The 20,267-nt window shown below is 50.2% G+C and carries 18 protein-coding genes and 5 tRNA genes; 1 reads left to right on the top strand and 22 read right to left on the bottom strand.

Features of this window, described 5'->3' with window-relative positions:
- Positions 1–72: 72 nt before the first annotated feature.
- The 12 genes from ppiD to ACQ661_RS03715 all read right to left on the bottom strand — a co-directional run bounded on the left by ppiD (position 73) and on the right by ACQ661_RS03715 (position 10,292).
- On the bottom strand, positions 73–1,950 hold the full coding sequence (gene ppiD / locus ACQ661_RS03770; protein WP_431667672.1) for a peptidylprolyl isomerase: 1,878 nt from the start codon (positions 1,948–1,950) through the stop codon (positions 73–75).
- Between the two features lie 106 nt (positions 1,951–2,056).
- Positions 2,057–2,133 (bottom strand) — tRNA-Asp (locus ACQ661_RS03765).
- A gap of 7 nt (positions 2,134–2,140) precedes the next feature.
- Positions 2,141–2,413 carry a nucleoid-associated protein HU-beta gene (gene hupB, locus ACQ661_RS03760; protein ID WP_110074826.1) on the bottom strand — a complete coding sequence of 91 codons (273 nt, stop codon included), beginning with the start codon at positions 2,411–2,413 and terminating at the stop codon, positions 2,141–2,143.
- A 338-nt stretch (positions 2,414–2,751) separates the two neighbouring features.
- Complete coding sequence (lon, locus tag ACQ661_RS03755; protein WP_110074827.1) at positions 2,752–5,088, bottom strand: endopeptidase La; 2,337 nt, start codon at positions 5,086–5,088, stop codon at positions 2,752–2,754.
- Positions 5,089–5,230: 142 nt separating this feature from the next.
- Positions 5,231–6,514 (bottom strand): ATP-dependent protease ATP-binding subunit ClpX, encoded by a 1,284-nt coding sequence (gene clpX / locus ACQ661_RS03750; RefSeq protein ID WP_110074828.1) that lies wholly within the window; start codon positions 6,512–6,514, stop codon positions 5,231–5,233.
- 1 nt (position 6,515) lies between these two features.
- On the bottom strand, positions 6,516–7,133 hold the full coding sequence (clpP, locus tag ACQ661_RS03745) for an ATP-dependent Clp endopeptidase proteolytic subunit ClpP (RefSeq protein ID WP_092855810.1): 618 nt from the start codon (positions 7,131–7,133) through the stop codon (positions 6,516–6,518).
- Positions 7,134–7,243: 110 nt separating this feature from the next.
- Complete coding sequence (gene tig / locus ACQ661_RS03740; protein WP_313932451.1) at positions 7,244–8,542, bottom strand: trigger factor; 1,299 nt, start codon at positions 8,540–8,542, stop codon at positions 7,244–7,246.
- A gap of 112 nt (positions 8,543–8,654) precedes the next feature.
- Positions 8,655–9,779: a GGDEF domain-containing protein gene (locus tag ACQ661_RS03735; protein WP_313932452.1), complete on the bottom strand. Its 1,125-nt coding sequence runs from the start codon at positions 9,777–9,779 to the stop codon at positions 8,655–8,657.
- Positions 9,780–9,898: 119 nt separating this feature from the next.
- Positions 9,899–9,975 (bottom strand) — tRNA-Pro (locus tag ACQ661_RS03730).
- 34 nt (positions 9,976–10,009) lie between these two features.
- Positions 10,010–10,085, bottom strand: a tRNA-His gene (locus ACQ661_RS03725).
- A 33-nt stretch (positions 10,086–10,118) separates the two neighbouring features.
- Positions 10,119–10,195, bottom strand: a tRNA-Arg gene (locus tag ACQ661_RS03720).
- Between the two features lie 20 nt (positions 10,196–10,215).
- Positions 10,216–10,292: transfer RNA gene (locus tag ACQ661_RS03715), tRNA-Pro, on the bottom strand.
- A gap of 328 nt (positions 10,293–10,620) precedes the next feature.
- On the opposite strand from ACQ661_RS03715, the gene folD reads away from it, so the two are divergent.
- Positions 10,621–11,493 (top strand): bifunctional methylenetetrahydrofolate dehydrogenase/methenyltetrahydrofolate cyclohydrolase FolD, encoded by an 873-nt coding sequence (gene folD, locus ACQ661_RS03710; RefSeq protein ID WP_153825807.1) that lies wholly within the window; start codon positions 10,621–10,623, stop codon positions 11,491–11,493.
- A 41-nt stretch (positions 11,494–11,534) separates the two neighbouring features.
- Here the strand turns inward: folD and ACQ661_RS03705 are convergent, their stop codons facing one another.
- From ACQ661_RS03705 to ACQ661_RS03660, 10 genes are all read right to left on the bottom strand, one after another.
- Positions 11,535–12,236, bottom strand: a complete 702-nt coding sequence (locus tag ACQ661_RS03705) for a TadE/TadG family type IV pilus assembly protein (RefSeq protein WP_110074832.1) — start codon at positions 12,234–12,236, stop codon at positions 11,535–11,537.
- 33 nt (positions 12,237–12,269) lie between these two features.
- A complete protein-coding gene (locus ACQ661_RS03700; protein WP_431667671.1) occupies positions 12,270–13,079 on the bottom strand; it encodes a hypothetical protein in 810 nt (269 codons plus the stop codon).
- A 19-nt stretch (positions 13,080–13,098) separates the two neighbouring features.
- Positions 13,099–13,332, bottom strand: coding sequence for a prepilin-type N-terminal cleavage/methylation domain-containing protein (locus tag ACQ661_RS03695; protein ID WP_110074834.1), 234 nt, complete (start codon positions 13,330–13,332; stop codon positions 13,099–13,101).
- A gap of 4 nt (positions 13,333–13,336) precedes the next feature.
- Positions 13,337–13,780, bottom strand: coding sequence for a type II secretion system protein (locus ACQ661_RS03690; RefSeq protein ID WP_431667670.1), 444 nt, complete (start codon positions 13,778–13,780; stop codon positions 13,337–13,339).
- 134 nt (positions 13,781–13,914) lie between these two features.
- Entirely contained in the window at positions 13,915–14,937 is a 1,023-nt protein-coding gene (locus ACQ661_RS03685; protein WP_153825810.1) for a type II secretion system F family protein, read from the bottom strand.
- Positions 14,925–16,328, bottom strand: a complete 1,404-nt coding sequence (locus ACQ661_RS03680) for a GspE/PulE family protein (protein WP_431667669.1) — start codon at positions 16,326–16,328, stop codon at positions 14,925–14,927. Before ACQ661_RS03680 ends, ACQ661_RS03685 begins: the two co-directional genes overlap by 13 nt.
- Before the next feature lie 3 nt (positions 16,329–16,331).
- Entirely contained in the window at positions 16,332–16,826 is a 495-nt protein-coding gene (locus tag ACQ661_RS03675; protein WP_110074838.1) for a hypothetical protein, read from the bottom strand.
- A complete protein-coding gene (locus tag ACQ661_RS03670; RefSeq protein WP_110074839.1) occupies positions 16,807–18,045 on the bottom strand; it encodes a hypothetical protein in 1,239 nt (412 codons plus the stop codon). Before ACQ661_RS03670 ends, ACQ661_RS03675 begins: the two co-directional genes overlap by 20 nt.
- Positions 18,045–19,688 (bottom strand): hypothetical protein, encoded by a 1,644-nt coding sequence (locus ACQ661_RS03665; protein ID WP_431667668.1) that lies wholly within the window; start codon positions 19,686–19,688, stop codon positions 18,045–18,047. Before ACQ661_RS03665 ends, ACQ661_RS03670 begins: the two co-directional genes overlap by 1 nt.
- A complete protein-coding gene (locus ACQ661_RS03660; RefSeq protein WP_110074841.1) occupies positions 19,685–20,182 on the bottom strand; it encodes a hypothetical protein in 498 nt (165 codons plus the stop codon). Before ACQ661_RS03660 ends, ACQ661_RS03665 begins: the two co-directional genes overlap by 4 nt.
- Positions 20,183–20,267: the final 85 nt, after the last annotated feature.

Genomic DNA, 20,267 nt, shown 5'->3' with positions numbered 1-20,267 from the left:
ATGCCATATGCCACCCAATAAAAAAGCCTTGAAGTGATCAACTTCAAGGCTTTTTATTGGGGAACGCACCGTTTAGTTGTTGCTACTACTAGTTAAGCTAATTTCAACATCACCTTGGTCGCGTAACGCACTTAAGAAAGCCTCATAACTTTGCTGCGCAAAGCTATTTTCCAGCTGTTCTTGCATCTGTTGCTGAGTCGCCTCATCTACATCGCCGGCGCTTACACTAGTCAACTGAACTAGAGCTAAACCACCGTTATTCATTTCTACCACGTCAGCTTGCACAGCACCTGCTGCTGGAGCAGCCTGCTCGAATAAGCTCTGCACAACAGCACGTGGCAAATCAGCATTACGACGATCGATAGCAGTTAGCTCAGTAAGGCCGCTAACGGCTTCACCAGCACGGAGGGCGGCAATGACTGCTTCAGCGTCGGCGCGCGCCAGTTGCTGAGCTTTCTCTTGCTGCAAGTTACTCACCACTTGCTCACGAACCTCATCCAGACTCTTAATTGAGGCAGCACGGTAATCAGTTACGCGAACCACTACCGATTGCGTATCATTCACTTCAATCAAGTCGCTGTTCAGACGTTCCTGCAGCAAAGTATCACCAAACACTTGCTGTAATACCGCCGGATGGTTCAAGGCTGATGGCGCCGTTTGGCGGTTAAACCAATCGCTGTTACGTACCTGCAAACCCACTTCATCAGCTACGGGCTGCAACGTATCAGGCATTTCAAAGGCCAGCTCTGCTACTTTTTGCTGCTGCTCATAATAAGCTTGTTTGACTCGCTCATCTTGCATGTCAGCGATGATCTCGTCGCGTACTTCAGCAAATGGCGTGACGCTACCTTCTTGCTTGTCGGTTAACTTGATCACATGGAAACCAAAACTGGTTTCGACCACACCACTAACGTCGCCTACTTCAGCAAGGGCAAAGGCCGCTTCTTCAAAGTCAGGATCCATAGTACCAGGCTGGATGAAATCTAAATCACCGCCGTTTTCAGCCGAGAAAGTGTCATCCGAATACTCGCCAGCGAGTGCGGCAAAATCGGCACCCTCAGACAACTTATCGACCACTTCTTGGGCTTTATTGCGCGCCGCGGCATCATCACCTTCAATCAGAATGTGCGAGAAGCGATACTGAGCCGCTGACTCGTAAGCACTGCGATTGCCTTCATACCATTCACGCACCATCTGCTCATCAATAGTGACGGATTCGGCAATGGCGCCGGCATCTAGCGCTACAAATTCAACTTGCACGCTTTCTGGCACCGCAAATAAATTAGAGTTATTGTCATACCACTGCTGAATTTCGTCGTCTGAAACATCAACTTGAGCTAAATAGCTATCAAGTGCAAAGGTACGATAAGCACCACTACGCTGCTGATTCACTAACTTTTGAATCGCCACGGCTTCTGCTGCTAGTGCAAATTCGGTATTCACGACCGCCTCTAACACTTGCGAGCGTGCTAAATCTTTACGTAACGCTTCGGCAAAGCCTTCTGGCGTATAACCTAGGCTGTTCAGGGTGATTCGATAAGTGTCGTTATCAAACTGACCGGCGACGTTAAACGCAGGAATAGCACGAATAGCTTCACGCACCTGCTCGTCTGATGCCCGCAACCCGTTGTCACGCGCATATTGCTCAACCAGTTTTTGATTGACCAAATCGTTGACCACTTGGTTACGTAAGCGCTGATTAAAGCTCGGATCAGTGGCTAACGTATCGTAGAAATCGCCCAACTGTTGCTGTTGGCGCGCACGTTCATTTTCTAAAGCACGGTCAAACTCAACCCGAGTAATATCCTCACCATTAACCGTCGCTACGCTTGGCTCTGGCGCATTACTGATATAACCGCCAATACCTGCAAGTGCAAACGTTAAGGCTATCAGCACTAAGACGGCTTTCACTACAAAACTTTGCGAGCCTTCTCTAATCCTATCCAACATAATCCACTTAACCTCAAATTTTCCCAGTGTCTGGGCGGGTATTATATCTGCTCTTGCACAAAAAAAATAACCCGAAGACAGGCTTCGGGTTACTTTCAGCTAAAGCTGGCGGAGCGGACGGGACTCGAACCCGCGACCCCCGGCGTGACAGGCCGGTATTCTAACCAGCTGAACTACCGCTCCACTTTTATTAGTTTACTGAATCTTTCAGTGCTTTACCGGCTTTGAAAGAAGGTACTTTAGCAGCAGCGATCTGAATGGTGTCGCCAGTTTGTGGGTTACGACCAGTGCGAGCTGAACGCTCACGAACACTGAAAGTACCAAAACCAACTAGAGCTACTTGCTCGCCACCTTTCAAAGCTTCAGTAACTGCTTCGATGAAAGAATCGAGAGCACGTCCAGCTGCCGCTTTTGAAATATCTGCTCCGTCTGCAATTTTATCAACTAACTGAGACTTGTTCACAGTATCATCCCCTTAGATTGTTATTATCAAATTTGTTAGCGTCCCATGCGTTGTATGTGCATTTTTGTTGGGGGCTACACAAGGTTATAACAAGCTAGAACAAAATGTTCAAGCTATTGCGATAGGTTAGCAGACTGCTTCCATATTAACCCATCGCCAAGTGGCATGTCAGAGTCTATGGTTGTGAGCGTCTGACCAATCACTTTGACTCTAGGCTACCACAAGATTTTAGATTGAGAACCCTTTTTCACGTTTTTTTTAACGAAAGAATGCGGGCTGCTGGCATATTTTCTGCGTCTAGCCCGCATCTTTACGTAAATCGGCTATAAATTCGCCAATTATGACGATTGTGGTACTCGCTCCAAAGCTACTGACAAGACTTCATCAATCCACTGTACCGGTTGAATCAGCAAGTCGCCTTTCACCGCATCGCTAATTTCTTTTAAATCACGCTCATTGTCTTTAGGAATTAGCACATGCTTAATCCCACCACGGTGTGCAGCCAACAGCTTCTCTTTTAAGCCGCCAATGGCTAACACTTCACCGCGCAATGTGATTTCACCCGTCATGGCCACATCAGCACGTACCGGAATCTCAGTTAACGAGCTCACCAACGCGGTTACCATGGCGATACCAGCACTGGGGCCGTCCTTCGGCGTAGCGCCTTCAGGAACGTGCACGTGGATGTCCCGTTTCTCATGAAAATCTTCCGGAATGCCTAATTTGTTAGCACGGCTACGCACCACAGTTAAAGCGGTCTGGATAGATTCTTGCATCACGTCACCCAAAGAGCCGGTTGAGGTAATTTTGCCTTTACCTGCAACATTGGTAGCTTCAATGGTCAATAGGTCTCCACCTACTTCGGTCCAAGCCAAACCAGTCACCTGCCCCACTTGGTTGTTCTCTTCGGCGCGACCAAAGTCAAAGCGCTGTACGCCCAAGTAATCAGCAAGATTATCACCGGTTATCGCCACATGTTTAATGCTGCTATCTAGCACCAGTTGCTTCACTGCTTTGCGACACAACCGCGAAATTTCACGCTCTAAGTTACGAACCCCAGCTTCACGGGTGTAGTACCGAATAATGCCGGTAATAGCAGCATCGGTGATCTCAATTTCTTTAGCTTTTAGGCCCGCCCGTTCAATTTGCTTGGGCAACAAATGCCGTTTAGCAATGTTGAGCTTTTCATCTTCGGTATAACCCGACAGGCGAATCACTTCCATCCGGTCTAACAGCGGGCCGGGGATATTCATGCTATTTGAGGTAGCCACGAACATCACATCCGATAGATCATAATCCACTTCTAAATAGTGGTCGTTAAAATTAACGTTTTGCTCAGGGTCTAACACTTCGAGCAATGCAGATGCTGGATCACCGCGCATATCCGAGGCCATCTTGTCGATTTCATCCAACAAGAACAGCGGGTTACGCACACCTACTTTCGCCATTTTCTGAATCAGCTTACCTGGCATAGAGCCAATATAAGTGCGGCGATGGCCACGAATCTCAGCCTCATCACGCACGCCACCTAAGGCCATCCGAATGTATTTACGCCCGGTTGCTTTGGCGATGGACTGCCCTAACGAGGTTTTACCCACACCTGGCGGCCCTACTAAGCATAAAATCGCGCCGCGAACCTTGTTGGTACGCTGTTGCACCGCGAGGTATTCAAGAATGCGTTCTTTCACCTTTTCTAGGCCGTAATGGTCGGCATCTAGGATCTTCTCTGCATTAGCGAGATCTTTTTTGATCCGCGAACGTTTTTTCCATGGCACCGATACCATCCAGTCAATATAGCCGCGCACCACGGTGGCTTCGGCAGACATGGGTGACATCATTTTTAATTTTTGCAGTTCAGCGCGAGTTTTCTTCTCGGCTTCTTCTGGCATTTGCGCCTCTTCAATTTTGCGCTGCAAGGCTTCAAATTCATCAGGGCCATCTTCCATTTCGCCCAATTCTTTTTGAATGGCTTTCATTTGCTCATTCAAATAATACTCGCGTTGGCTCTTCTCCATTTGTTTTTTCACCCGCGTACGGATGCGTTTTTCAACTTGGAGTAAATCAATCTCGCCTTCCATCAACGCCATCAGAAATTCCAGGCGTTCGCGCACATCGGTAATCTCGAGTACTTTTTGTTTGTCGTTGAGCTTCAACGGCATATGCGCGGCCATGGTATCGGCTAGCCGGTCGGCTTCTTCAATACCAGACAACGAGGTCAATACTTCCGGTGGGATCTTCTTGTTGAGCTTAACGTAGCCCTCAAACTGATTCACCGCCGAGCGGATCATCACTTCTTCTTCTTTGTCATCCATCGCCTCAGAGTCAAGGTAATGAACCTGCGCACGGAAGAAGTCCTGCTCGCCCTCAAAATTCTCAATCTCTGCCCGCTGGCTACCTTCAACCAACACTTTAACGGTACCATCAGGCAGCTTTAACAACTGCAAAATAGTCGCTACCGTACCAATGCGGTGGATATCGCCTTGCTCTGGCTCATCTACTGCTGCATCTTTTTGGGCCGCAAGAAAGATCTGCTTGTTTTGCTCCATGGCCGCTTCTAAACAACGAATTGATTTTTCGCGCCCCACGAACAAAGGAATCACCATGTGCGGATACACGACCACATCGCGCAGCGGCAGCACAGGAATACTTAAACGTTCCACCCGTTCTTCACTCATAAACTTCTCCAGGTAACCGGTTCGTGATAGTTCACTCTATCTTACCCCTTTATATGTGGTGCTCCAGCGAAAGTTCAATGGTTTGCAGAAAAAAAGGGCCTAAATGGCCCTTTTTGCATATTTTTCAGACTAAATGTTAACTTTATTCACCAGCAGCCTGTTTTTCATCGGCTTTGTTCGCATAGATAAAAATAGGATCGGACTCGCCTTTAATCACCGACTCATCAATCACTACTTTTTCGACGTTATCTACTGATGGTAGATCGTACATAGTATCTAACAGCACCGCCTCGACGATCGAGCGCAAACCACGTGCACCGGTTTTTCGCTGCATGGCTTTACGTGCAATGGAGCGTAACGCATCTTCACGAAACTCTAGGTCAACGCCTTCCATATTGAATAACGCTGAATATTGCTTGGTTAGCGCATTCTTCGGCTCGCTCAGAATTTTCACCAAGGCGTCTTCATCCAGTTCAGTCAGCGTTGCTAGTACCGGTAAGCGGCCAATAAATTCAGGGATCAAACCAAATTTCACCAAATCTTCTGGTTCAACTTTAGCCATCACCGCGCCTTCCGCTTTGGGCTTCTTACTTTTTACTTCCGCCCCAAAACCAATCCCAGAATGCTCGTTAATACGCTGTTCAATCACTTTATCTAAGCCAGCAAAAGCACCACCACAGATAAACAGAATCTTCGACGTATCAACCTGCACAAACTCTTGCTGCGGATGCTTACGCCCACCTTGTGGCGGCACCGCTGCAACCGTGCCTTCAATCAGTTTCAGTAACGCCTGCTGAACCCCTTCACCGGACACGTCACGGGTAATTGACGGGTTATCTGACTTACGCGAAATCTTATCGATTTCATCTATGTAGACGATGCCACGTTGAGCCTTTTCGACATCGTAATCACACTTCTGCAGTAATTTTTGGATGATGTTTTCAACATCTTCACCAACATAGCCAGCTTCGGTAAGAGTGGTTGCATCAGCCATCGTAAAGGGCACATCTAAAAACCGCGCCAAGGTTTCAGCTAAATAGGTTTTGCCTGAGCCCGTTGGGCCAATCAGCAAAATATTACTTTTACCTAGCTCAACCGCATCCTTGTCTTTACCCACAGCAGCACTTTGTAAGCGCTTGTAGTGGTTGTAAACAGCTACTGCTAAGACCTTTTTCGCTAATTCTTGGCCAATCACATATTCATCTAAGTGGGCGCGAATTTCATGGGGCTTAGGCAACTGCTTAGGTGCATCCTTAGGCGCAATGTTCTGAATTTCTTCATCCAGAATATCGTTACACAGCTCCACACACTCATCACAGATGAATACCGATGGTCCCGCAATAAGCTTACGAACTTCGTGCTGACTTTTACCGCAGAAGGTACAAAACAAAGGCTTTTCGCCTTTACCTTCAGTTTTATCCGTCATCTTATTCTCCGCCTCGTTGGGTCAGTACTTTATCAACTAAGCCGTAGTTAACAGCTTCTTCAGCCGACATAAAGTAGTCACGGTCGGTATCTTTAGCGACCTGCTCTAAGTCTTTGCCAGTGTTTTCTGCCAACATCCGGTTCAGCTTATCTTTGATATCCAAGATTTGCCGCGCGTGAATTTCAAAATCCGACGCCTGCCCTTGGAACCCACCTAACGGCTGGTGAATCATCACCCGTGAATTAGGCAAGCAGAACCGTTTACCTTTGGCACCACCAGCAAGTAAGAATGCGCCCATGCTGGCCGCTTGGCCCATACACACGGTACTTACGTCTGGCTTAATAAAACGCATGGTGTCATAGATCGCCATACCTGCCGTAACGGCACCACCAGGTGAGTTGATGTACAGATAAATATCTTTGTCTGGGTTATCTGACTCCAAGAACAGCAACTGAGCCACAATTAAGTTGGCCATATGGTCTTCAACTTGACCGCAGCAAAAAATCACGCGCTCTTTAAGTAAGCGCGAATAGATATCGTAAGAGCGCTCTCCCTTTGCTGTTTGTTCTACTACCATGGGCACCAATTGGGCCATTGGATCTAGCGCCATATCCGACATAATTTTACGACTCCTGAAATAAAAATGGCTCGTATAAGCATATACGAGCCATTAAACCAAGTTGTTAGGGATGCCGTCAATGATGTTCTAACGGTATTCCTATCACTTACTTATTTTTTTGGGTTCATCAACTCGTCAAAGCTGGCCTTTTTCGCCGTTACTTTGGCTTGACCAAGGATGAACTCAATTGCTTGCTCTTCAAGGGCAACATTGCGCACTTGTTGCATCAATTCTTCGTTACCTTTGTAGTAAGCTACAACTTCAGTTGGATCTTCGTAGGCTGAGGCATTGTTGTCGATGATTTCTTCAACTTTTTGCTCGTCAACTTTCAATTCGTTGCCACGAATAACTTCACCCAACAACAAACCTACTTTCACCCGCTCTTTTGCTTGTTCTTCAAACAATTCGGCTGGCAATTGTGGTAATTGAGCTTGGTTACCACCAAAGCGTTGCATGGCCTGACGACGTAATACGTCAACTTCTTGGCTCAACATAGCTTTTGGAACGTCCACTTCGTTGCTTTCAACTAAGCCTTTCAATACCTGTTCTTTCACTTTCGCTTGAACGGTATTTTTCAGTTCACGCTGCATGTTTTTACGCACTTCAGCTTTCAATGCGTCAACACCACCTTCTTTGACACCGAACAGAGCCACGAACTCGTCGTTTAGCTCAGGCAGTTCACGCGTCTCAACTTTCTTGGCAACGATCACAAAAGATGCTTTTTTGCCTTTCAAGTTTTCTGCGTGATAATCCTCAGGGAAAGTCACTTCGATGGTTTTTTCTTCACCGGCTTTCATGCCAATGATGTCATCTTCAAACCCAGGAATCATTCGGCCTTGGCCTAATTCCAAAGCAAAATCAGATGCTTTGCCACCTTCAAATTCTTCACCGTCAATCGAGCCAGTGAAATCGATGGTGATTTGGTCATCTTTCTTCGATTTACGCTTCACTTCTTTCCAAGTAGCGTGCTGCTTACGCAACGTTTCCATCATGGTGTCAACGTCAGCGTCAGTCACTTCTACTTCTGGTTTTTCGATGGCTAATTTATCTAAATCAGCAACCTTAACTTCTGGATACACTTCAAACGTAGCCACGAATTCGAAGTCTTTACCTTCTTCGTTAACTTTTGGCTCGATTGCAGGCGCACCCACTGGGTTTAATTTTTCTTGCATCATTGCTTCGAAGTATTTGCTTTGCATCAAGTTAGATGCAGCACGTGCACGGGCTTCTTTGCCGAACAGTTTTTGCAATACATTCGGTGGTACCTTCCCTTTACGGAAACCGTTGATACGGCGGTTACGGTACTCGTCTTTAAGCAGACGCTTTACTTCTTTATCGATGGTTTCAGCCGGCACGGTGATAGTGGCACGGCGTTCTAATCCTTGGGTTGTCTCTACAGAAACCTGCATTGCTTTTTTACCTCGGCTTCACTATTGGCCTGAGCCCACTACGATTCGGGACCCTTCAAAATGACGCCGCATTATAGCGAAGCGATCTACTCAAGTCGAGAATAAATGGTTACTAATTGGCAACAAACACCACTAGGTTACGCCCTGTTAGCTTCGCTTGATACACTGCGGCATCTACTTCTTGTAATAAATTATCAGCTCCCACAGGTGCTTGCGGAATACATTGATAGACCCCAATGCTCACGGTTATTTGCGCCCCTTCGGGGTAGCTTAGGGCGCGTACACGATACAGCACCGCAGCGGCGAGGGTCTGGGCAGTGGCGGCGTCGACTAACGGACTAATGACAACAAATTCATCGCCACCGTAACGGGCTACAAGCTCGCCACTACGCCTAAACTGGGTCGCTAAAATCTCTGCCACATCAGCCAGCACAGAATCGCCTAAACGATGCCCATAGGTATCATTAAGCTGCTTAAAATGATCAATATCAACCATAAATAAAGTGAGTTCACGGCCCATGCGGCTGGCACGTTGTAGCTCGTCTTTCAGGCTTTTATCTAAAGCGCGCCGGTTAGCAACTTGGGTTAGACTATCTTGATGCGCTAACGCTAATAATTGCTCATTAGCCAGTCGCAACTCGGCTTCAACTTGCCGTAACCTCGTCTCAGTGCGATGCCGCGCGATGGTGTTACTGATCATGTCTGCCACCAACTGCATCTGCTGGATATCTTCCGCGCTCCAGTGATGCTGACGCTGCACTAAGTCACAGCCGACAAAGCCCATCAGCCGATGCTCTAAATACATGCCTACGGCCATCATCGCTTGAATTCCCTCACGAGTGAGTTCTTGCTGAAAGCCGATAGCCGCTGGCGGTAGTTGCTTGACATCATCGACCACCACTTGACCCTGGTTGCGCATCTGCTCAAAAAACCACGGCATGGCGGCAATATCAATATTTTGGAGCTCAGCTTTAAAAGACGTGATACCTGGAGCAGTCCACTCATGGGTGTTGCTCATGGTGGTGAGCTGTTCATCAAACAAAAACACATAACAGCGATCTTTACGGCCGCCACTAGCAAGTGCAGCCAAAGCTTGTTCTATGTGTTGCTGGGTTTCTGCTGAGGTACTATTGATCAGTTGCGTACTGATTTGCGAGATCAGCAAACCGAACTGCTGTTGCGCAATATCACTCGTTGCTTGACTGAGATTTTGTGTCGCTATTCCTGAAGCTGCCATGCGCCTTCCTGTGCATCAACCCGTTGTTAGCATTAACTTGATGCTAAACGCGAACGGTTAAGTCAACTCAATGTAAGAGTATTAGCAGAATTCAGCGAAGAAGTATAGACATAGTAGAATGGTCGGCGAGACTGGATTCGAACCAGCGACCCCTTGTACCCAAAACAAGTGCGCTACCAAGCTGCGCTACTCGCCGACACCAAACAGGGAATATATTACTGAGGGAGAGATGGGGTGGCTGATGGGACTTGAACCCACGACAACCGGAATCACAATCCGGGGCTCTACCGACTGAGCTACAGCCACCATTTCTCAAAACTGTTGATGCCAGGGCAGTATTGGCGCACCCGGCAGGATTCGAACCTGCGACCGACGGCTTAGAAGGCCGTTGCTCTATCCAGCTGAGCTACGGGCGCATTTCTATCCTGACAAAGAATGGTCGGCGAGACTGGATTCGAACCAGCGACCCCTTGTACCCAAAACAAGTGCGCTACCAAGCTGCGCTACTCGCCGACATCTTTGAAAAACCCGTGCAGGACGCGGCCTGACAACGGGGGCGAATATTACCTGTTGCTCTTAGAGTCGTCAAACATTTTTTTGCGTTCTGCATTCAACTGCCGAAAATACCGACAATCTGTATTCAAAAGCAGCAATTCTGTTTGTTTCGGCCAGCTTAGCTACTGTTTCAAGTACTAACCGCTGGCTTCAGTAACTTAAGCACATAAACTGCCCACATAAGTTACTACAACCTAACGTCAAAACGTGCGAAAATATCCGCCCAACACGATGACCAAAACATCTTACCATTCCACGCTTGAATAAAGAAGGGTTTGCAGCAGCTATGACAGCGCAAAATATTGACGGTAAAAAAGTTGCCCAACAGGTTCGTGACCAAGTAAAAGCTGGCGTGCAAGCACGTCTAGCCGCTGGCTATCGAGCTCCGGGGCTGGCGGTAGTGTTGGTAGGTAACGACCCAGCATCTGAAGTTTATGTGGGCAGCAAACGCCGCGCCTGTGAAGAAGTAGGCATCATTTCTAAAGCCTATGACCTACCAGCTAGCGCCACTCAAGCCGAGTTAGAAGCTCTCATCGATCAACTTAATGAAGATGCTTCGGTGGATGGCATTTTGGTACAGCTGCCGTTACCGGAAGGATTAGACGCACAAGCTTTGTTAGAGCGCATTAATCCGTTTAAAGATGTCGATGGTTTTCACCCCTTCAACATGGGACGCTTGGCGCAACGAAACCCGGCCTTACGCCCCTGCACCCCGCGCGGCGTGATAACACTGCTCGAATCCATCCAACTGGATACTTATGGTAAGAATGCGGTTGTGGTTGGTGCGTCAAACATTGTCGGACGACCGATGAGCCTAGAACTGCTCTTAGCCGGCTCCACCACCACTGTCTGTCACAGATTCACCACTGATTTGCAAAGCCATGTTGAACGCGCTGATATTCTCGTGGTTGCTGTGGGCCGTCCTAACTTTATTCCGGGTGCTTGGATTAAACCAGGGGCGGTGGTCATTGATGTCGGCATTAACCGGCTACCTTCCGGTCAATTAGTGGGCGATGTGGAGTTTGCTGCGGCCGCGGCTCGCGCTGCTTACATTACCCCAGTACCAGGTGGCGTGGGCCCAATGACAGTCGCAACCTTGATGCAAAATACCCTGCAAGCTTGTGACACTTGGCATGCGCCGGTAACCACCTCAGCATAACAGTCTAAAGCCCGCTGTTAGCGGCGGGTCTATCAGCTTTGCTAACGGGTGCGAAAACCCGTTAGCATAGGCCCTTCTGCCATCACCTTTAACGCCCACATCGGCTTATCAAGAGCCATTCCCCGTAAGCGACAGAAGGCTTGGCTGTCACTACGAAACCACTGGGCCGTTGCCGCAATCATGCTGCCGACTATGGGAACTTCCAGCGGCATGCACCACCAAATTTCTATCTGTAACTGCCGCGCTGCCAGCCAAGCTTCCGCATCGCGCGCTTCCGCCAGCCGCACTTGCGGATGATCAATAGCTATCTCTTGCACCCAGCGCGAGTTGCGCGTGTCCCAACGGCGTTCACTCAATTGCCGTTGCATCGCCGCAGTAGGATTATGAATTTGAATGCGCGCCGCCAACTCCAGGTAGCCACGCATTTTTAGGGTTTCGGTAAGGGTTGCGTAACGTAAGTCATTGTCGTCAAATTCAGGCGCTGCACCCTCGCTATCGCTAGCCGGCGCGTCAAAATACTGCATTTGAGTGGTCGCCATCACCGTCGCTAGGGTATCCTTCATCTTATCCAGGCTGCCATGTTGCAAGACTCCGCTACGCAACACGTAATGAGAGCCGGTTTGCAGTGTGTGCATGGTCCAGAATACCCAAATCAGTTGTACTAGCCCCAGTAACACCACGAGAATAATCGGCAATGCCAACAGCGCCTCCAGCATGGCTTGCCCCGTTTGCTTGGTTCGCATTGTTACCTCCTTGCTGGTTGGTTACGGCGCTGGCTAACCCTGACAGCCACCGCGGGCCACACACAACTCCCATAGTTGCTGATACTCAGTAATGCGTTGCCAGACCTGCTCCATACTAATCCCACCAATCACCGCTTGCGCTGCTGTCACCATGGTGAAATGGCCATGCTCACTTTGCACTTGCACCAGTTGTGCCTCTGGTGCGCTTAGGCTTTGCCCATACCAAGCGCTGGCGCGCAGTTGATCAATCCCCTGCAGGTTATGCTGGCGAAGATCGAGATCCGTATGCATTTGGTTCAGTTGCGGAGCATCAGCAATCGCCACTCGATAAAGGTAAGGACTATCCGGATGGTAGCTCTGCGCTGGCTGCCACACAGTTACCAGCACCTGCTCGGCATTGGCGCTGGCACCCACGATTTGGCCAGCTAACCAGCTCGCGGCGGCCGCACTAGGTGCGGTTAAGCGTAATTGCACATAACGTTGCTGCGGCTGTAGCAACCAAGGCTGCTGCCACGGCGTGGTTAGCTGCTGCAAGTGCCCATGCTGTTGTAACTGCGCAAAGGATGGCGGCGGTTGCCCCGTATCACTCCAGTAACTGCGTACCGCTTGCTGTAAGCGTTCAGTATCAGCTAACCATTGATGGCGCTGCTGTTGCTGTTGTTGCACCTGCTGCCACTGAGCAAACACCAGCAAACTAGCTGCCAGCAACACGGTCGCAATGATCACCTCTAACAGCACAAAGCCAAGGCTAGACCTGCCCCGCAGCGGTAGTCTTACTATTACCTCAGCGCCGCCGAGGATTGGCGCTGCTAAGGGGCCGCTGTTCAAGTCCGTTGATTTCATTCGTGGCACTCCTTGGGGATTAGGTTGGATCAACCAACGCCGCCCGCACCAGTAGAAACTGGCGATGGGCGCGCAACTGTTGCTGTAACTGCAACAGCTGCGCATCCGACCACGGCGGGTCTTGCTTAAACGCTGCTTGACGCCAGTGCTGCAGCCCCAGCACTGCCGCACTAGCAAGCACCGCCAGCAAGGCTAGCGCCAGCACCAATTCAATCATGCTAAAACCATGGCTGCGCAGGTGACTGGTTAGCATGGGGTTAGCCTTGGAAACCTAAGATTAATGTTCCATTTGTAAATGTTGATTGAACTGCATATTCAGTAAAATCATGCGCTAGGCGAGCTCCTTCAGCATCCGTATCAATTCCTGTCAGAGTAATCACATAACGTGAGGTATCAGTTCCATCAACAGCAACTGTCACATCGCCACCCCAAGGATTAATCGCAGTACCACTGCCCCACTGCTGCGGCACTGCCGCAATACCGGACATGGCGGCCAAACTAATGCCGGTTAAATCGCCGCTACGAGGTCGCCACAGCTGGGCACCTGCCTGAATGGTTATAATCTGAGTCTTAGCCTCACTAATGCGTGAGTTCCCCACCGCCCAATCTCGCAAGGCGAGCGTGCCCACCGTAGCTAACGCAATAATGGATAAAACGGTTAACACTTCAATAAAAGTAAATCCTTGTTGTTGCTTACGCATCACTTGCTCCTTGTTTTTCAACGAAACCGCAAAGGTCCTTAAGGACGTTCTTGGCGCTTATCTGATAGTTTCATGGTTGTTGCTATCCGTTCCTGTTGCTTATCCTCCTCACGCTGTAACCCTGCTTAATGAACTTAGATATGCTGCTGGGATACTGTCATCAGCATGGCTCCCATACCGCCTAGTACCACCACCAACACCATAAAAATCATGCCGTAGCAAAATCCTAGTAGCAGTACTCGTAGCCGCCCCAACGCCCGCACCGCATCTTGGGTGGCATACTCAGCCACCCGCAGCAACGTGCCTTGTTCGCTGGCCTGGCGACTGCCATTACTTAGCCGAAACAACATGCGCGCCGACAACAGTCCGGTATCAAACAGCACTGCTAACTGTCGCTCACCTTGGGCTAAGCGCTGCCGAATCACGCCTAAATGCCAATCCATTGAGCTATTGCTATAGGCTTGCATCGCCAAGATAGCGCGATCCAGATTCATCCCTGCTTTCAACAGCACAGTGACGGTTTGCAACAGCAATACCGCATCAAAATAGCGGCGAATAACAAAACAGCCTCTCTGCGCCAACGCCCGCCAATACCATCGGCTTAAATCAATCAGCAGCGCTGGGCCCCAACAGGCCAATAACACCAACAGCACCGCTAGCAGGAGTAACGGCACCGCCGGACCATGACTAAGTTGCAACAGCAATCCACTCAGTTGCGGCCACTGCTCAGGGGGTAACGCGGCGGCTAGTTTCGGCATCACTTGCTGCCCAATAAAAACGCAAGCCAGTAGCGCCAAGGCCAACATTGCTAGTGGATAAAGGAGCGGCTTCCAGAACGCTTGTAGGGCGGCATAACGTTGTTGTTCAAACTGCTGTTGCCGTTGCAGTAACTGATCTAACACGCCGCTATGTTCGCCAACGGCCATCAGCATCACTAGATCTTGGGCAAAACTACCCTGCAACGCTGGCCCTAGTGGCTGGCCGGCATTCAGTTGCGCGATGATTTGCTGTACCAGTTGGTATTCCGCCCGTAGGCCTTGCTGCTTAGCGTTTTCCGCTAATCCAATACAGGTTTGCAATGGGCTTAAACCATCGGCTAGCCCTAACGCAAAATCTTCGAGAAAAGCCAGCTGTCGCGGTCTGCTTAAGCGTTGCATAACGGCTCCTCTAGGGTCTCGCCCAGCTGTTGCTCTAAACTCAACCAGCCTAGCTCGAGCAAGTGTTTGCGACACTGTTCCAATTCACCTTGACGCAGCGCCAAACGCACCTTTTCGTCAATCACCAAAAACTCGGTTAACAGCTGCCGACCACTCACCCTAGCACCATGACACACTGCACAGGGTGCTTGCGGATGCGCAACGCATGCCTGACACACGGTACTTTGCAAGCGCTGCGCCAGAATCCCACGCAATACCCCTACTTGCGCCAGCGACTCAGCACTTAAGCCCAAATCCAGTAACCGTTGCAACACTCCAAAGGTATCGTGGGCGTGCACCGTTGCCGTAACTAAATGCCCTGTCAGTGCTGCGGTATAAGCCGCTTTAGCAGTTGCGGCGTCGCGAATTTCACTAATCGATATCACGTCTGGATCTTCCCGCAAGGCCACCTTCACCATATTGGCAAAGTTAAGTTCGGCGTGGTCAGCGATAACCGGCTTTTGCTCAATGTGAGGCTGAATAATCTCAATCGGATCTTCGAGGGAAATCACCTTAGCCGTGCGCGGGATCACCCAATTGATAGCTGCCAAAGTGGTGGTTTTACCCTGCCCGGTAGGCCCCGCAATCAGAATCATGCCAGCCGGTTGCAACAATAACTCCAGCAGTTGTCGATGCACTTTGGCGGTGAGCCCCAACTGCCCAAGCTCGACTACCCGTTGCTGTTCGTTCTGCAACCGCATGGTCACGGCAAACCCATCGCGGGTGGGCGATTTTTGCACCCGCAACCGGATCCGTTGGGGCTGATTCTGATGCGCTACGGTAATAGAAATACTGGCTGCCGATAGACGTTGCTCATCAAACAGTTCACGAAAGTCATCAGAGCGAGTGTTTAACGACGCCGCAATAGCGGCCGCCATGGTTTCTCTGTTGCGTTCGGCCTGGCCAATCAAGCGCCCATGCACGCGAAACGCCAGTAAAGCTTGGCATGGGGTAAATACCAGATGAATATCAGATGCCGAAATCACCAACGCCTGTTGCACTAAATCTTCGAGGGCCTGCTGCGCCCGTGTTTGATCCAAGGGCTGGTTCGCATGTGCACTGGTTTGCTGGGTTTGCGCCAAGGCATCATGCAAAGCCGCCCGAATGGCTCGCGCCGGTGCTAACATCCGCAGCCTTACTTGCAAGCCTTGATGATAGGTAAATTGAAGTAAGTTAATGATCTCCAACGCCGATTCTTGCCAAGCTACGAGGCTGCATAGCAATAGCCCTTCGTTGGTAACTAACACTGCGTTATCCGGTTGCTGCGGACGCTCACTGATACGCAGGCACTCGGTTAAGCTGGGCAAGAAAATCTGACATTGCAGCACTTGATCTTCCGGTAGCATTAACATGGCTCACCACCCCTGCGGTAGTGGGATGTCGCGATAGTGGCCGTAACGTTTTAAGCGCACCTGCTGCTCATGCACCTCAACTTGTAGATCATGGGCACCTCGCTCACCTGGGGTTAACAGCAACCACTGACCACGCTCTTGCAATACCACCTTGACGCCATCCACAGCTTCGATAAAGCCCACCAAAATGATGCTACTCAGTTGTTCAGTAACCCGATTACCCGGGTTAGCTGCGGGCTTTTGTAAGGCGGCAATGGCATGCTTGGCTTTCTCGATTTGCAACTGGGTTTGCAATCGTTTGGCTTCGGTTTCGGCCACCCGTTGCTCTAACTCGCTGTAACGCAACTGCTCAATCAAGCCTGGAGCCGGATCAAAGGCTTCAGTGGGTTCAGCGGGTTCAACGACGTGAACGGCATCAACGGAGCTGGTGGTCGCTGTCGATGGTGGTGCTGTTAGCAATTGTTGCGCCAGCAATAAACTAATCGTAATCCCTACCATGTGCTTGCCCTCCATGAGCGTATGCGCGCAACTCCAATTGCAGTTGCCATAATAATCCATCGGCCTTGGCCGAGGCTGCTACCAACCTCAGCTCACTGGGCAGTTGCCGCCACGCCTTAGCACCGGCACTGCTCCACAATAAGGGGTCAAACCCTAACACTTGCACCTGTACCTGCTGCCACTGATACCAGCCATCGGTTTGTACCGCTGCCACTTTAAATTGCGCCTGCGGAAACCATTGCTGTAGTTCACTTAAACTGCTTTCCAGATAAGCCAACGATGGCGCCAACTTGGCCAAGCTTGGCTCTTGCTGCCAGGCACTGGGGACGTTGGCGGTCAGTAACAGCCCCGGTTGGGCACTGCCAGCAACGGCACCTAATTGATAAAACCAAATCGGCTGTAACTGTTGCCGCAGGTCGGCCATCGAGGCATACCCCTGCTGCACATGCAGTTGCTGCTGTTGCTCACTAAACTGCCATTGCTGTACTTTCCAGCCAGCCACATAGCTCCAACGCAATAATTGCTGGGGCAAGGCTGCCATACTAGCCAGTTGCACCCCCGCCATCGGCGGCCGCTGTTGCGCTTGCGGATGGCTATCCAAGCCAGCTTCGGACGGCGTTGTCGGCCATAACAGCCAACCCAACAACAGCGCTAAGCACAAGCTTATGGTGGCGCTAAGCACCACTACTTTGCGCCGTAGCCAAGGTGGCGGTTTGCGGATATTTAACAGCTGCTGGCCTTTACTTGGCGCTTGATTAAACAACTCATCGCACACCTGCGGGCTTACCGGCCAGGGTGCTGTTAACCAGCGTTGTTGCGCCATCTCACCGGCTAACATCAATTGACACTGCATGCCATCAGTAGCTAACCAGGTAGCGGTAAGTTCAAACAGAAAGCTATTCGGGTTGGCTTCTAAATCAATCGCCAAAGCGCACAGTAAGGTTTGTTCGCGCCAAGCTATCACCCAAACCTGCTCACCCACCACCTGCAGCACCACCCAACTGGGGTCTTGCGTGCTAGTTAACTGCTGATGCACATGAGCTACGGCATCGCCTACGTTGGCCTCGCCGGTACAACTTAACCAATAGCACTGCCCCACTTGATACAACCCATAATGACTAAAGCCCTGCTGTCTGGCCTCACCCAGCCATTGTAAAATGCGCGCTTGCTCAGTTGATTGTCGACGCCATAGCTCAAGCCGCCAGCCACTCACCAACATTAGTAACCTCGCTGCACAATATTCGGTGTTAACAGCACAATGGTTTCGCTACGGCGATGCTGGCTACTATTGGCGCCACCTAACATTAGGCTCAACCAACTCTGTTGCTGCTGAATGCTATTACGCTCATTTCGTAAACCACTCATCAACAGGGTTTTGCCATCTTCAATCATGGCTTTCATAAAGAACTTTTTGCGATTGGTATGAGGTGTTTGGATAATTTGCTCACCCGAGCGTACTTCATCAATCCGTTCTAAATCTGATAGTTCGGTAGACAACTGCAATATCACCTCGCCGGCACGGATGCTAGGCAACACGTATAACTCAAAGCCAGTAGTTACTAAACCTGGCTGCAACACTTGTGAGCTTCCAACGTTTGGTGTGCTGGTACTCCCAGACGCGGCTAAGTAACTGGCGTTATCTTCCAGCACAATTTTGGCGATTTGATTATTTAAGCTGATCAAGCGCGGATGATTACTGATGCGCACCACGCCCTGCTGCTCTAATGCTTCGATAAGTACCGACGACCCTGCCGCTTTGCCCTGTTGCTGCTGCCACATTAATTGAGTTCCGTTGCCACCGCCAAAGCTAGCGCTAGAAAGCCCTAAAATACCTTCGCCACCAGCGGTCTGAACCAAAGCTTGCCAATCTACAGAAAACTGCTCGGTATCATTAAAAGTCACTTCCAGAATTTGCACATCAATCGATACTTGCCGGGTTAGCCGCTCATTTTGCTGTGCCAAGTAGTGCCGCACTTGCGCAACATGATGAGGATAATCTCGCACCAACACCGAACTTGAACTTTGATTGATAGATAAGCTGCCCTGTTCAGAGAGCAATAAGCTAAGTGCTTGCTCGAGATCGTTCCAAACGGATAATTGGCGGCTGCTAAAGTTCAAGTATTGCTGACTACCGCCACTGGCATTAAAGGCATTGTTGCTGTTGGTTCCTGCGGTTTGGTTATTGGTGCTGGTTTGCTCAGCATCTTTGTTACCAAGAAAGTAATTGGTATCGCCCGCCAAAAAGGCAACATCAAACTCTTCAACTTGAAACTCACTCCATAAAATTTGCCGTGGTTGCTGCTGTAAATGCCAGCCCGTATGCGCTGCCATCTGCTCCAGTAAGCCACCTAACGTGCCCTGATAATTAAGCTTGACCACCTGCTGACCTAGCTCCGGCCCCAAAAAGTGTGCACTAATCTGATGGGGAGCTAACACCTGCTGCATCACTGCTGCGGCAGTTAAGCCATTGGATCGCAAGGTGACGGGGGCACTATGCCACGCCGGTACCAGCTGTTGTGGTGCACCTATTAAAGAGCCAGCCGAGGACGCGGCATAAGGCCCGGCATAGGGTCCAGCATAAGGCCCAGCAAGTCCGGGCGGTGGCTGAGGCGGTTGATTGCCAGCCGGCATCGGATAGCCATTGCCCGGATAAGCCACAGGTCCTTGCCGGTAAGGTGTTGGCAACTCACGAATCGGGTAGTAGGGATTACCGTATTGAACTGCGGTGCGCCCACCGTACTGCTGTCCATCCATTGCCGCCAAAGCTTGCAACGCCTGCTGCTTATGCTGTTGGTAGTTATCTTCTGGTAGTTGACACCCACTTAGTAGCACTGCGGTTAAACCTAACATCAGCCATTTCATCGTAGCACTCCTGTGCGGCCATAATATTGACGGGGTTGTGGTGCTGCCGGTTGCGGCCAGCGCGGGGGCGCTGCATTAGCGGCAGCAGCCGGCGTTTGATAGCTGACCAAGGCTCCTTGATTGGCAAAAATGGTAACCGCCAGTGCTGCTGAGCTCAGCAGTTGTTCAAGCAGTTGCGGATGATCGGGAGCATGAAGTTGAAAAGGGGCCGCCCAGCGATAATCGGCGGCAATTTGCCAGTCAATCCAGCGCACCGCAAAGTAATCCATCAAGTATTGCTCGAGTTGCGGCCGTACTAGGCCCGCGGCAAACACCATGGATACCCCAGTAGGAGCTGGATAATAGGGATGATTAACTGCATTGGGTGGTGCCACCGTAAACGCGTAGCTAGGGCAGCTACTGGCGTTTACTGACGCCGGCCACAAACAGCTCAGAATGATGCTGAATGCAGCGGCGACCAGTTGGACTTTCGCCCGATATGGTACATAGACCATGGAACCTCCTTGTCGGCAACGTATCACCTCCGTTTGTGATACCCCCTCAATGTAGCTGAGGGGCTTGCTGCCAACAAGTGGTAAA

The sequence above is a fragment of the Pseudidiomarina sp. WS423 genome, assembly GCF_050750165.1.
Classification (GTDB): domain Bacteria; phylum Pseudomonadota; class Gammaproteobacteria; order Enterobacterales; family Alteromonadaceae; genus Pseudidiomarina; species Pseudidiomarina fusca.
This window is presented reverse-complemented; position numbering and strand designations above follow the sequence as displayed.

Coding starts and splice junctions, on each gene's coding strand:
- folD (WP_153825807.1), top strand. CDS start 10,621: ATGACAGCGCAAAATATTGACGGTAAAAAAGTTGCCCAACAGGTTCGT.
- ACQ661_RS03660 (WP_110074841.1), bottom strand. CDS start 20,182: ATGGTCTATGTACCATATCGGGCGAAAGTCCAACTGGTCGCCGCTGCA.
- ACQ661_RS03665 (WP_431667668.1), bottom strand. CDS start 19,688: ATGAAATGGCTGATGTTAGGTTTAACCGCAGTGCTACTAAGTGGGTGT.
- clpP (WP_092855810.1), bottom strand. CDS start 7,133: ATGTCGGATATGGCGCTAGATCCAATGGCCCAATTGGTGCCCATGGTA.
- ACQ661_RS03705 (WP_110074832.1), bottom strand. CDS start 12,236: ATGCGAACCAAGCAAACGGGGCAAGCCATGCTGGAGGCGCTGTTGGCA.
- ACQ661_RS03735 (WP_313932452.1), bottom strand. CDS start 9,779: ATGGCAGCTTCAGGAATAGCGACACAAAATCTCAGTCAAGCAACGAGT.
- ACQ661_RS03700 (WP_431667671.1), bottom strand. CDS start 13,079: ATGAAATCAACGGACTTGAACAGCGGCCCCTTAGCAGCGCCAATCCTC.
- ACQ661_RS03695 (WP_110074834.1), bottom strand. CDS start 13,332: ATGCTAACCAGTCACCTGCGCAGCCATGGTTTTAGCATGATTGAATTG.
- ACQ661_RS03690 (WP_431667670.1), bottom strand. CDS start 13,780: ATGCGTAAGCAACAACAAGGATTTACTTTTATTGAAGTGTTAACCGTT.
- lon (WP_110074827.1), bottom strand. CDS start 5,088: ATGAGTGAAGAACGGGTGGAACGTTTAAGTATTCCTGTGCTGCCGCTG.
- tig (WP_313932451.1), bottom strand. CDS start 8,542: ATGCAGGTTTCTGTAGAGACAACCCAAGGATTAGAACGCCGTGCCACT.
- ACQ661_RS03670 (WP_110074839.1), bottom strand. CDS start 18,045: ATGTTGGTGAGTGGCTGGCGGCTTGAGCTATGGCGTCGACAATCAACT.
- ACQ661_RS03675 (WP_110074838.1), bottom strand. CDS start 16,826: ATGGTAGGGATTACGATTAGTTTATTGCTGGCGCAACAATTGCTAACA.
- ACQ661_RS03680 (WP_431667669.1), bottom strand. CDS start 16,328: ATGTTAATGCTACCGGAAGATCAAGTGCTGCAATGTCAGATTTTCTTG.
- clpX (WP_110074828.1), bottom strand. CDS start 6,514: ATGACGGATAAAACTGAAGGTAAAGGCGAAAAGCCTTTGTTTTGTACC.
- ACQ661_RS03685 (WP_153825810.1), bottom strand. CDS start 14,937: ATGCAACGCTTAAGCAGACCGCGACAGCTGGCTTTTCTCGAAGATTTT.
- ppiD (WP_431667672.1), bottom strand. CDS start 1,950: ATGTTGGATAGGATTAGAGAAGGCTCGCAAAGTTTTGTAGTGAAAGCC.